Genomic DNA, 11651 nt, shown 5'->3' on the forward strand with positions numbered 1-11651 from the left:
CATCCCCTCCTTATGCCGCTTCCGCTGCCGAGCCGTAGAGCGCTTCCTTGAAAGGCTGCGGGCCGACGCGGCGGTAGGCGGCGAGGAAGATTTCCGAGGGATCGAGACGCAGGCGGAGATAGGTATCGACGATCGTTTCGATCGCATCCGTCACCTTGTCCGGCTCGAAGCCGCGGCCGATGATTTCGCCGATCGAGGTGTGCTCGTCGCCGGAACCGCCCAGCGTGATCTGGTAGAGTTCGGCACCCTTCTTTTCCACGCCCAGAAGGCCGATATGGCCGACATGGTGGTGGCCGCAGGCATTGATGCAGCCGGAGATCTTGATCTTCAGCTCGCCGATCTCGGCCTGACGGGCCGCATCGCCGAAGCGGCGGGAGATTTCCTGGGCGAGCGGAATGGAGCGCGCATTGGCGAGCGCGCAATAGTCGAGCCCCGGACAGGCGATGATATCGGTGATCAGGCCGGCATTGGCTTCAGCCAGATTGATCGCGACGAGGCCGCGATAGACGGCTTCGAGATCGGCGAGAGCGACATGCGGGAGGATGAGGTTCTGCTCGTGGCTGACGCGGATCTCGTCGAAGGCATATTCCTCTGCGATATCGGCGATGGCATCCATCTGTGAGTCCGACGCATCACCCGGAATGCCGCCGATCGGCTTCAGCGAGATCGTCACCATGCCGTAATCGGGGTTCTTGTGCGGCTGGACATTCTGCTGAACCCAGCGGGCGAAAGCCGGATCGGCCTTCTTCCAGCGGGCGAGGTTTTCCCAACCCTCGGCACGTTGCGGCAAAGCCGGCGGCGCGAAATAAGCGGTGATGGCCTGCACGTCCTGTTCCGGCAGCTTCAGCTCGGAATCCTTCAGCTGTGCGAATTCGACTTCGACCTGACGGGCAAGCTCTTCAGCGCCGGTCTCGTGAACGAGGATCTTGATGCGGGCCTTGTACTTGTTGTCGCGGCGGCCATGCAGGTTATAAACGCGCATGACTGCGGTCGTGTAGGACAAGAGATCCTCTTCCGGCAGGAAGTCGCGGATCAGCTTGGCAACCATCGGCGTGCGGCCCTGACCGCCACCGACATAGACGGCAAAGCCGATTTCGCCCTTGTCGTTCTTCTTCAGATGCAGACCGATGTCGTGGACCTGGATGGCAGCGCGGTCGCGCTCTGCACCGGTGACGGCGATCTTGAACTTGCGCGGCAGGAAGGAGAATTCCGGATGAACGGAAGACCACTGGCGCAGGATTTCGGCATAGGGACGCGGATCGGCGACTTCATCGGCGGCGGCACCGGCAAAATGGTCGGCCGTCACGTTGCGGATGCAGTTGCCCGAGGTCTGCATGGCGTGCATTTCGACCGTCGCGAGCTCGGCCAGCACATCAGGCATATCCGACAGCTTCGGCCAGTTGAACTGCAAGTTCTGGCGCGTGGTGAAGTGGCCATAACCGCGGTCATAGGTGCGCGCGATATGGGCGAGCATACGCAGCTGGCGCGAGCTCAGCGTGCCATAGGGAATGGCGATGCGAAGCATATAGGCATGAAGCTGCAGATAAACACCATTCATCAGGCGCAGCGGCTTGAATGCGTCCTCGGCCAGTTCGCCGGAAAGGCGGCGCTGAACCTGATCGCGAAACTGCTCGACGCGCTCGGCGACAAAGGCGTGGTCAAATTCGTCGTAACGGTACATCGTCTTCCTCAGACTGCAATGAATTCTGGATCGGCCGGCTTGTAGCCAGGCGCATATTCCATGGTCGGGCCTTGGGCGCGGATACGCTCGCGCAGACGTAGCGGCCAGAGCTGGCCGTTGGTTTCCTGAACTTCGACGACAGCAACGTCAACGACCTTGTTGTCGGCATAAGATTTCTTGCCGATCTCCTCAAGGGCAGCGACGGCTTCGGCATGGCGGGCGACGAGCGCCTCCTGCAACGAGGTCACCCATTCGCCATTGGCGTTCAGCCAGACGGCAACGCCGTCCGTCAGGCGGTTGGCGGTCAGAACCTTGTCTACCATGTCAGCTCCTTGCAAGTTCATCGAACCGGATGCGTTCACGCACCAGCGGTTCGGACAGTTCGAAATTGGCGCCTGCGACCGCATCGCCGATAATGACCATGACCGGTCCCGTCAACTCGTCACGGTGCTGCAGGTCGGGAAGATCGCGCAGGATTCCGTGCAACAGGCGGCGATCCGGACGGCTGGCATTTTCGATGACAGCGGCTGTGGTTTCCGAGGGAATGCCGGCCTGCATAAGACGTTCGGCAACAGAGGCCGCGACGGTGCGGCCCATATAGACAGCGATCGTGGCGCCCGACACGGCAAGGCTCGCCCAATCCGGCAAAACGTCGCCGGTCAGATCATGTCCGGTCGTAAAGACCAGCGAAGAGGCAACGCCGCGCAGTGTCAGCGGCAGCTCGAAATCGGCGGCAGCGGCAAAGGCGGAGGTGATGCCGGGCACGATCTCATAGGAGATGCCGGCCGCGCGTAGCGCTGCCATCTCTTCCCCTGCCCGGCCATAGACGAGTGGATCGCCGCTCTTCAGGCGCACAACGCGTTTTCCCTGGCGACCGAGATCGACCAAGAGATCGTTGATCTCCTCCTGAGACTTCGAATGGCAGCCCTTGCGCTTGCCGACCGAAAGACGCTCGGCATCGCGGCGGCCCATATCGACGATCGCCTGCGGCACGAGCGCGTCATAGACGATGACATCGGCCTCCATCATCACGCGCTGGGCGCGCAAGGTCAGGAGATCTTCGGCACCGGGACCGGCGCCGACCAGCCAAACATGGCCTTCAACGCGATCCAGCGAGCGCAACAGACCATTGGCGGCGCGGCGGGCCTGCGGCAGGTTGCCGTTAGCGACAGCATCGGCGACCGGGCCTGCAAAGAAACGACGCCAGAAGATGCGGCGGGAAACGCCACGGGGAACGAGGTGTTCGACGGCCTTGCGATAGCTGGTCGCAAGAGCGGCGAGACGGCCGAGCGAGGGCGATAGGAGCTGATCGATCTGGGCTCGGATCATCTGCGCCAGCACCGGCCCTGCCCCTTCGGTACCGATCGCAACGGCAACAGGCGCACGATTGACGAGAGCGGGCGTGTAGAAATCGCAATAATCGGGCTGGTCGACGGCATTGGCCGGTATCTTCGCGGCGCGTGCGGCATCGACGATACGGCGATCCTGATCCGCGTCACCGGTTGCCGCAAACACCAATACGGCACCCTCGACCTGTTCGGGCGCAAAAGCTTCGCGGACAGTCTCGATGCGGTTGGCAATCAGAAAAGCGTGGTAGTCGGCTTCAGGGCGATCCGCATGCGCGACAATGCGCGCCTGCGTGTTCAAGAGCAGGCGGACCTTGGCGAAAGCTTCGTCGCCATTGCCGAAAACGGCCGCAGTCCGACCTTCCACGCGAAGGAAGGCGGGAAATACCGAAAGCTGTTCAGTTCTGGGAGGCATTCTCAATCCACTTCGAAGTTCTCCGAATATGCATTCTCCGGACAGGCGAATGAAGAAACAGAATTCCAAAGGCCGGCCAGTCGCGTATTCTTTTACCCGCTTGATCAATGATTTGAGAAAACTGACCCGTGCGGCGCAAAAACCACATATCTTGAGCGGTTCGCGCAGCTTTTCGCCCAAAGGATGAAGCGATAAAGCCTGTGGCAAAGTCCCCGGCGCTGGACTTATGCATTCCGCTTCATTCCGCGGGGCGATAGGATGAGCCAAACAGGAGATTTTCATGCCGGAAAAGACAATCGCCTCCCGCCTTCTGCAGGTCATGGAGGATAACATCCTGCCGATGACGGAACTTGGGGTCGCTTCCGGCAACAAGGTGTTCGGGGCAGCGATCCTGCGCAAATCCGATCTTGCGCTCGTCGTCACTGAGACCAATAACGAGCTCGAAAATCCGCTCTGGCACGGCGAAGTGCATACGCTAAAGCGCTTTTACGAGCTCAACGACAAGCCGGCGACGAAAGACCTGATCTTTCTCTCCACGCACGAACCCTGCACCATGTGCATGTCGGCGATCACCTGGGCCGGCTTCGATAATTTCTATTATTTCTTCAGCCACGAGGATTCGCGCGACAGCTTTGCCATCCCGCACGATCTCAAGATCCTGAAGGAAGTCTTCGGGCTCGAGCCGGGCGGCTACAGGCGGCAAAACGCTTTTTGGAAGAGCTTTGCGATCGCCGATCTCGTCGAGACCGAGGATGCTGCGCTGAAGGCCGAACTCAAGGCGCAGACAGAGCGGATCAAATCGCGCTACGCCGCGCTCTCCGACACCTATCAGGCCACCAAGAGCGCCAACGACATTCCGCTGAGCTGAGAGACCATGGAACCTTCGAAAGACATTTCGCGCCTGATCGAGATCATGGCCGCGCTTCGCGATCCCGAGACCGGCTGCCCGTGGGACATTGTGCAGAATTTCGAGACCATTAAGCCCTATACGATCGAGGAAGCCTACGAGGTTGCCGACGCGATCGAGCGCAAGGATATGGACGATCTCTGCGACGAACTCGGCGACCTGCTGCTGCAGGTGGTCTTTCATGCGCGCATGGCCGAAGAAGCCGGCGAGTTTTCCTTCGGCGATGTGGTGGAAGCCATTACCCGCAAGATGATCCGTCGCCACCCACATGTTTTTGCCCGTTCGGATGCGGATACGCCCGACGCCGTGAAGAAGCAGTGGGACGAGATCAAGCAGGCAGAGAAGCGCGAGCGCACGGAGCGCCGAGCGCTACGTGGCATCACGGAAGATTTCAAGACGGGCTTCCTCGGCTCGGTGCAACGCAGCTTTCCGGCGCTGACGGAAGCGTTGAAGCTTCAGGAACGTGCCGCCAAGGTTGGTTTCGACTGGTCGGCACCTGAGCCCATCCTCGACAAGATCGAGGAGGAGGTCGATGAGCTGCGCGTTGCGCTGCGTGAGGGCGATAAGTCAAAGGTCAGCGACGAACTCGGCGACCTCATCTTCGCCGTCGTCAATATCGGCAGGCATGTAAAGGCCGATCCGGAACAGGCGCTTCGTGGTACAAATACGAAATTCCGGCGCCGATTCAATCACATCGAGACGGTTCTTGATGCAGAAGGTGAGAGCCTGGAGGCGGCTAGTCTGGAACGGATGGAAGAGATCTGGCAGGCGGCCAAGGCGATCGAGCGGGCTGTCGTAGCCGGGGCGGAGTGAAACTCCGCTCGAACGGGATTACCGCTCCCAGTCTTCCTTTGCAGGCTTCGGACCATTGCCGATCCGGCGCTCGAGCTCGGTAGCCTCCGTCTCAGATAGACGCAGGTCCAATGTCACGGAGCCATCCTCATTGTCCTCGCGGCTATCGACGATAGCGTGGTCGTAAAGCCAGGGCAGCAGCGCGAGCTTGTCGACCGGCAACGTGACAGTCGTTTCCGTCATGACACCGGACAAACGACGGCTGATTTCATCCATCAGCCTGTCCACGCCCTCACCGCTGATAGCGGAAACGGCAATGACATTCTTCATGCCGGAGGACTTCTGCACCATGGCGTCATGGGCTTCGGGTTCCAGCCGGTCGATCTTATTCCAGACTTCGAGAATGCGGCGCTCGCCTTCGGCCTCGTCGATGCCGAGGTCATTCAGGATGCGCAGAACATCAGCGCTCTGGGCCTGATTGTCCACATCAGACATGTCGCGGACATGCAGGACAAGATCGGCTTCCAGCACCTCTTCCAAGGTCGCGCGGAAAGCGGCGACCAGATGGGTCGGCAGGTCGGAGATGAAACCGACGGTATCGGACAGGATGACGGTGCGGCCATGCGGCAGCTTCATACGGCGCAATGTCGGATCGAGGGTGGCGAAGAGCATGTCTTCGGCGAGAACCCCTGCCCCGGTAATGCGATTGAACAGCGTCGATTTGCCGGCGTTGGTATAGCCGACGAGCGCCACGATCGGATGCGGCACCTTCCTGCGCTTGGCGCGGTGCAGCTGGCGTGTGCGCACCACCTGCTCAAGCTCGCGTTCGAGCTTGATGATGCGGTCCTGCAGCAGGCGTCGGTCGGCTTCGATCTGGGTTTCACCCGGACCGCCCATGAAGCCGCCACCGCCGCGCTGGCGTTCAAGGTGGGTCCAGCTTCGGACCAGCCGGCCCTTCTGATAGTTCAGATGCGCAAGATCGACCTGCAGCGTGCCTTCCTTGGTGGAAGCGCGGCGGCCGAAGATTTCGAGGATCAGGCCCGTCCGGTCGATGACCTTGGCGTTCCATTCCTTTTCCAGATTGCGCTGCTGTACCGGCGTCAGCGGATGGTCGACGATGACGAGGCCGGAATCACGCTCATCGAGCTGGTTCTTGATCTCTTCGATCTTGCCGGTGCCGAGCAAGGTTGCCGGGCGCGGATCGTTGACCGACACGATGGAAGCGTTGACGACGTCGAGGTCGATCGCCTGAGCCAGGCCCGTCGCTTCGTCGAGACGGCTTTCGGGAGTGCGGGTCGATGCCGATTCGGTCTGCCCACCGCGCGAGCGCGACTTCAGCACGGGGACGACGACGGTCGCGCGCATATCATCCCTGTGCTTGGCTGCCTCAGGGATGATGGAATCGTTCTTTGTATCGCGTGTCGAAATGACGGCTGGCCTTGGTTAGGAAGCTGCTTCTTCGCTCTCGAACATCTGCATTGGCTGACCAGGCATGATAGTCGAGATCGCGTGCTTATACACGAGCTGCGAATGGCCGTCACGGCGAAGCAGAACACAGAAATTGTCAAAAGAAGTGACAACGCCCGTGAGTTTCACGCCGTTAATGAGAAAGATTGTCAGGGAAATCTTTTGCTTGCGTACAGTATTGAGAAATAAGTCCTGCAGATTCTGAGAACGTTCCGCCATCGCGCCGCTTCTTTCTTTATTGCCGACCTGATCAAGCCGGTAGAATATCAATCAACCTCACCAGCAAGGCAGGTGGCACCCTCATTCCACCTGTCCAGCAAATCTTGGTATCAAATCGTAATCTTTTCCGCAACGTCGAAAAAGGCTTCCCGAATATTCTGCGAGAGGCTTCCGGGATGACCATTCGCAATCGCCTGTCCATCAATGGAAACCACTGGAAAACAAATGCTTGTGGCTGCGGTAATGAAGACCTCGCGAGCGGCCATCATCTCCGAAACGGAGAACTTTCGCTCGACGATTTTAACCCCCAATTTGGCCGCGACATCGATCAGAGTCGTGCGGGTGATGCCGCGCAGGATGCCATGTTCGGCGGGCCGCGTTACCAGTGTACCGTCGGCATCGACGATCCAGACATTGGTCGCAGCCCCTTCCTTCACCATGCCATCGGCATCGACGTAAATCGCTTCCTGGGCACCGGCTTCCTTCGCCTGCTGGCGCGCAAGCGCATTCGACAGCAGCCCGACCGACTTGATGTCGACGCGATCCCAGCGATTGTCGGGAACGGTGATCGCCTTGATGCCAGCGGCATTCTTCTTGGTAATGACAGATGGATCCGTGCTTTTGGCAGTGACGACGATCGCTGGCGGCGTGCCTTCGGCGGGGAATACATGATCTCGGCGGGCAACGCCGCGCGTCACCTGCAGGTAGAAAAGGCCGTTGCGGACGTGGTTGCGGCGCAGCGTCTCGCGAATCACCTGCGTCAGCGCCGCACGGCTCATCGGCCAGGCGATGCGCAGCTCAGTGAGCGAACGGTCGAGACGGTTCAGATGCCGGGTCAGGTCAACGATCAGGCCGTGACGGACCTCACAAACCTCATAGACGCCATCCGCGAACTGATAGCCACGATCCTCTATATGCACCATGGCGTTGGAATGCGGCACGTAGCGTCCATTCACATAGGCAATTCTTGGCATTGAAAACCTGTTTGGGGCAAAAGAAGGGAGCCGGCGCGACTTGAGCCCGCGCCGGAGAAAATCAGACGCCGAGCGACTTCAACTTGCGATGCAACGCCGAGCGCTCCATGCCGACGAATTCGGCCGTGCGTGAAATATTGCCGCCGAAGCGGTTGATCTGGGCGATCAGGTAGTCCTTCTCGAACATCTCGCGGGCTTCGCGCAGCGGCAGTGTCATGATGTGGTAGTCGTTCTTGGCTGAGACCTTGGGCAGCATGTCCCCGAGATCCGTCGGCAGCATGTCTGCGGTGATCGGCGCATCCGGACCGTCTGTGCGGGCAAGGATCATCAGCCGCTCGATATTGTTGCGGAGTTGGCGGATATTGCCGGGCCAGTCATGGGCCTGCAGCACAGCCATGGCGTCATCGCCGATGCGGCGCGGCCGGATACCCGCCTGTTCGGAAATCTGGCGCATGAGCTGGTCGACGAGGAATGGAATGTCCTCACGGCGCTCGGCAAGCTGCGGCACGCGCACCGGCACCACGGCCAGGCGATGATAGAGATCCTCGCGGAACCAGCCCTCGGCGATGCGGCTTTCCAGATTGTAGGCGGTCGAGGAAATGATGCGGACATCGACCTTCACCCGCTTGGATCCGCCGACACGCTCGAACTGCTGATCGACCAGCACGCGCAGGATCTTGTTCTGAGTTTCACGCGGCATTTCGCCGACTTCATCGAGATAGAGGATGCCGCGATGGGCCTCTTCTAGCGCGCCGATCTTGCGCGCCTGCCCCGGCGCCCCCTCGGTGCCGAACAGCGCCACTTCCATGCGGTCGGGGGTGATGTTGGCGGCATTGAGCGCCACAAAGGGGCCGTTGGCGCGCGTCGATTTCTTGTGGATCATGCGCGCCACCAGTTCCTTGCCGGAGCCGGATGCGCCGAAGATCATGATGCGGCTATTGGTTGGCGCGACCTTTTCGATCGTCTGGCGCAATTGCGAAACAGCGACCGAAGTGCCGATCAGCTCCAGCGCATCGCCGGCGCGGCGCTTCAATTCGACGTTTTCGCGCTTCAGCTTGGAATTTTCCAGAGCGCGCTCGGCGATCAGGATCAGGCGGTCGGCCTTGAAAGGCTTTTCGATGAAGTCGAAGGCGCCGCGCTTGATGGCGGAAACAGCCGTCTCGATATTGCCGTGGCCGGAAATCATCACCACGGGAAGCTCGGGATGGCGCGTCCTGATCTCGTCGAGAAGCGAAAGACCGTCGAGCTTGCTGCCCTGCATCCAGATATCGAGGAAGACAAGACGCGGCACGCGATCGGAAATTGCCGCCAGCGCGCTGTCGCTGTCATGCGCCATCCGGGTTTCGTGGCCTTCATCCGACAGGATACCGGCAACGATCTCGCGAATGTCATGCTCATCGTCGACGACGAGAATATCAGAGGCCATAAACGCTTTCCTTGTCACTGGCTGACGGGGTAGCGGCCACATCCCGGCGTGGCAGATGCACGCGGATCATGGCCCCTCTTCCCTGGTCAAAATCTGCGGGTGCATCGTGCAGTTCGAGCTGCCCGCCATGTTCTTCGATGATCTTCTTGACAATGGCGAGGCCGAGGCCGGTGCCCTTCTCGCGCATCGTCATATAGGGTTCCAGAATGCTGTGGCGGTTCTCGACAGGCAGGCCGCGGCCATTGTCGACGATATCGACGGTAAAGCGGTCGCGCGCCTCATCCAGAGAGGCGCGGACGAGGATCTTGCGCGCTTCGCGTTCCTCGCTCGGCACGGCCTCGATTGCTTCCACAGCGTTCTTGATGAGATTACCGAAGGCCTGCCCCAGCATGCGACTGTCGAACATGCCTTCCAGCCGCTCCTCGCCGAGTTCCTGCTGGAAGGCGATATGGTTGTTGCCCATCTCGCGCAGGAAGATTGCGTCGTGAAGGATAGCGCGCAGATCGCTCGGTTCCTTCGTCGGCTTCGGCATGCGGGCAAAGGCGGAGAATTCATCGACCATGCGACCGATATCGCCGACCTGGCGGATGATCGTGTCCGTGCACTGGTCGAAAACGGCGCGATCGTTCTCGTCGATCTGCTTGCCGTAGCGACGTTGGATACGCTCGGCCGACAGCTGAATCGGCGTCAGCGGATTTTTGATTTCGTGAGCGATGCGGCGGGCGACATCGCCCCAGGCGGTGGAGCGTTGCGCAATGACGAGATCGGTGATGTCATCGAGCGTGATGACGTAGGATTCACTCAGATCGCGCACTTCCTCGCGCGTCACCTGGACGCTCAGTGTGCGCACCGTGCCACCACGCACCAGCGCGATCTGCTTGCGGAAATCGCCGCGGTAGCGAGAGGCGGCTTCCGTCAGTACCTGTTCCACTTCGGGGGTGATTTCCGACAGCTGCTTTCCGAGCATTTCGTCGGCATGCAGCGCCATCAGCGCCTCGGCTGAACTGTTGACGATGGTGATGCGCCGGTCCTGCTCAACGCCGATGACGGCGGCGGTGACACCCGAGAGCACGGCTTCGATGAAGCGGCGGCGATCGTCCACCTCGTCCTTCGCCTCGAGGATCTCGTCGCGCTGCGTGCGGATTTCCGAGATCATCTTGTTGAAGGTGCGCGACAGGCTGGCAACGTCGCCATCGACAGCGTGAACGGGCACAACGATATCCATGTTGCCGGATGCGACGCTATCGGCAGCAGTAATCAGCAGGCGGATCGGCCGCACGATACGGTCGGCCACCGCAATCGCGGTCCAGATCGCCGCGAGCAGCACGATCAGAGCAAAGCCGATGTAGAGCACTGCAAAGGCGATCTGCAGCGAGACGCGACCGGCTTCCATCGAACGGTATTCGGTGGCGTTCTCCTCCATCATGCGCATGGCATTCATGACCTTGGGGTCGACTGCGCGCACCGTGTAGAGGAAGGTTCCGGGGATCGACTCGAGCCGGATGATGGCGCCGACAAGGTTGGTCACACCGGGCGGGATCAGCGTCGGCTGGCCGGCCGCCGCCTTTTCCAGCGCATCCTGCGGGATGGCGGGCAGCGGTTTTTCCGTGGCGATGTCTGCCTGGACGATGACCGAGCCATCGCGCTCGACAAGGAAGGCGCCAAGCAGGCCGCGGCCCCTTGCCTGACGGGTCATCAGCTCACCGAAGCCGGTCTTGTCAAGGCTGTAGAGCGCGCGGTTACGCTCGAGATCGTTTGCCATCGAAACCGTCTGGCCCTGCAGATAGCTGGCGTTTTCCAGCATGTAGGCCTGGCCGATATTGCGGGACGAACTGACGATCGCCTGGGTTCGGAGAGCAAACCAGCGGTCGAGGCCGGCGTTCAGCGTGATACTGGCAAAGATCGCAACAAGGATCGCCGGCGTGATCGCGACGATCGAGAAGAGCACGACGATCCGGATGTGCAGGCGTGCAGCGGCGCGGCCGCGCGTGCGGGCCTTGAAAAGCCGCGCAACTTCGCGACCGATCAGCGCGATCAGGCCGAGGACGAAAAAGGAATTGATGACGACGGAGCCGATGACGACGTGAGAGGTCGGGGCAATCGGCGTCACGCCGAGCAGCACGAAGAGCGTGACGGTTGCGCAGACCAACGCGCCGCCGGCAAGCACAAGACCGGGTACGGCAAACAGGGCACGACGATCGGTCACCGTTGTCACCGCCTCGTTCGCCGTTTCCGGCGATACCCCTTCTTCGTCCATTCAGCCTCTCTTCGAACGGCAGTGCCGTCGCGCCCAACGAGAAGCCCAACCAACGCCGGTTTACGAAAAACCGGCGTTCCAACGACTCGATCGTGGGCGAATGTCCAAACCCTATGCGTGACCTTTAAGCAACGCATTGTGGCGAAAATGCAACGCACATTGCCACA

11 protein-coding genes are annotated in these 11651 nt (G+C 60.6%); 3 read left to right on the forward strand and 8 right to left on the reverse strand.

Going from position 1 to position 11651, the window contains the following annotated elements; genetic code table 11:
* Positions 1-10: 10 nt before the first annotated feature.
* From AB4Z13_RS14995 to cysG, 3 genes are read right to left on the reverse strand one after another with little or no spacing between them, the layout of a single operon-like run.
* Entirely contained in the window at positions 11-1681 is a 1671-nt protein-coding gene (locus tag AB4Z13_RS14995) for a nitrite/sulfite reductase (protein WP_037106157.1), read from the reverse strand.
* Between the two features lie 8 nt (positions 1682-1689).
* Entirely contained in the window at positions 1690-2004 is a 315-nt protein-coding gene (locus AB4Z13_RS15000; RefSeq protein ID WP_007822491.1) for a DUF2849 domain-containing protein, read from the reverse strand.
* Position 2005: 1 nt separating this feature from the next.
* A complete protein-coding gene (cysG, locus tag AB4Z13_RS15005; RefSeq protein ID WP_442206254.1) occupies positions 2006-3442 on the reverse strand; it encodes a siroheme synthase CysG in 1437 nt (478 codons plus the stop codon).
* A gap of 49 nt (positions 3443-3491) precedes the next feature.
* On the opposite strand from cysG, the gene AB4Z13_RS15010 reads away from it, so the two are divergent.
* The 3 genes from AB4Z13_RS15010 to mazG all read left to right on the forward strand — a co-directional run bounded on the left by AB4Z13_RS15010 (position 3492) and on the right by mazG (position 5162).
* Positions 3492-3629, forward strand: coding sequence for a hypothetical protein (locus AB4Z13_RS15010; protein WP_162748161.1), 138 nt, complete (start codon positions 3492-3494; stop codon positions 3627-3629).
* Positions 3630-3722: 93 nt separating this feature from the next.
* A complete protein-coding gene (locus tag AB4Z13_RS15015; RefSeq protein WP_113325285.1) occupies positions 3723-4310 on the forward strand; it encodes a nucleoside deaminase in 588 nt (195 codons plus the stop codon).
* Positions 4311-4316: 6 nt separating this feature from the next.
* A complete protein-coding gene (mazG, locus tag AB4Z13_RS15020; RefSeq protein WP_113325286.1) occupies positions 4317-5162 on the forward strand; it encodes a nucleoside triphosphate pyrophosphohydrolase in 846 nt (281 codons plus the stop codon).
* A gap of 18 nt (positions 5163-5180) precedes the next feature.
* Here mazG and hflX read toward each other — a convergent pair whose 3' ends face one another.
* The 5 genes from hflX to AB4Z13_RS15045 all read right to left on the reverse strand — a co-directional run bounded on the left by hflX (position 5181) and on the right by AB4Z13_RS15045 (position 11484).
* On the reverse strand, positions 5181-6506 hold the full coding sequence (gene hflX, locus AB4Z13_RS15025; protein WP_113325287.1) for a GTPase HflX: 1326 nt from the start codon (positions 6504-6506) through the stop codon (positions 5181-5183).
* A gap of 78 nt (positions 6507-6584) precedes the next feature.
* Positions 6585-6827: an RNA chaperone Hfq gene (hfq, locus tag AB4Z13_RS15030; RefSeq protein ID WP_003539403.1), complete on the reverse strand. Its 243-nt coding sequence runs from the start codon at positions 6825-6827 to the stop codon at positions 6585-6587.
* A 110-nt stretch (positions 6828-6937) separates the two neighbouring features.
* Positions 6938-7801, reverse strand: coding sequence for a D-amino-acid transaminase (locus AB4Z13_RS15035; protein WP_439014897.1), 864 nt, complete (start codon positions 7799-7801; stop codon positions 6938-6940).
* Positions 7802-7862: 61 nt separating this feature from the next.
* The gene (ntrX, locus tag AB4Z13_RS15040) at positions 7863-9227 is read right to left on the reverse strand and encodes a nitrogen assimilation response regulator NtrX (protein ID WP_007822479.1); all 1365 of its coding nucleotides are present in this window, start codon (positions 9225-9227) and stop codon (positions 7863-7865) included.
* Positions 9217-11484 carry an ATP-binding protein gene (locus AB4Z13_RS15045; RefSeq protein ID WP_439014896.1) on the reverse strand — a complete coding sequence of 756 codons (2268 nt, stop codon included), beginning with the start codon at positions 11482-11484 and terminating at the stop codon, positions 9217-9219. Before AB4Z13_RS15045 ends, ntrX begins: the two co-directional genes overlap by 11 nt.
* Between the last annotated feature and the right edge of the window lie 167 nt (positions 11485-11651).

This window comes from Rhizobium sp. YAF28 (assembly GCF_052113285.1).
GTDB lineage: Bacteria > Pseudomonadota > Alphaproteobacteria > Rhizobiales > Rhizobiaceae > Rhizobium.

What these genes read in the sequence shown, in the direction of transcription:
- AB4Z13_RS14995 (WP_037106157.1), bottom strand. Translation starts at nt 1,681, where the DNA reads ATGTACCGTTACGACGAATTTGACCACGCCTTTGTCGCCGAGCGCGTC.
- AB4Z13_RS15000 (WP_007822491.1), bottom strand. Translation starts at nt 2,004, where the DNA reads ATGGTAGACAAGGTTCTGACCGCCAACCGCCTGACGGACGGCGTTGCC.
- cysG (WP_442206254.1), bottom strand. Translation starts at nt 3,442, where the DNA reads ATGCCTCCCAGAACTGAACAGCTTTCGGTATTTCCCGCCTTCCTTCGC.
- AB4Z13_RS15010 (WP_162748161.1), top strand. Translation starts at nt 3,492, where the DNA reads ATGAAGAAACAGAATTCCAAAGGCCGGCCAGTCGCGTATTCTTTTACC.
- AB4Z13_RS15015 (WP_113325285.1), top strand. Translation starts at nt 3,723, where the DNA reads ATGCCGGAAAAGACAATCGCCTCCCGCCTTCTGCAGGTCATGGAGGAT.
- mazG (WP_113325286.1), top strand. Translation starts at nt 4,317, where the DNA reads ATGGAACCTTCGAAAGACATTTCGCGCCTGATCGAGATCATGGCCGCG.
- hflX (WP_113325287.1), bottom strand. Translation starts at nt 6,506, where the DNA reads ATGCGCGCGACCGTCGTCGTCCCCGTGCTGAAGTCGCGCTCGCGCGGT.
- hfq (WP_003539403.1), bottom strand. Translation starts at nt 6,827, where the DNA reads ATGGCGGAACGTTCTCAGAATCTGCAGGACTTATTTCTCAATACTGTA.
- AB4Z13_RS15035 (WP_439014897.1), bottom strand. Translation starts at nt 7,801, where the DNA reads ATGCCAAGAATTGCCTATGTGAATGGACGCTACGTGCCGCATTCCAAC.
- ntrX (WP_007822479.1), bottom strand. Translation starts at nt 9,227, where the DNA reads ATGGCCTCTGATATTCTCGTCGTCGACGATGAGCATGACATTCGCGAG.
- AB4Z13_RS15045 (WP_439014896.1), bottom strand. Translation starts at nt 11,484, where the DNA reads ATGGACGAAGAAGGGGTATCGCCGGAAACGGCGAACGAGGCGGTGACA.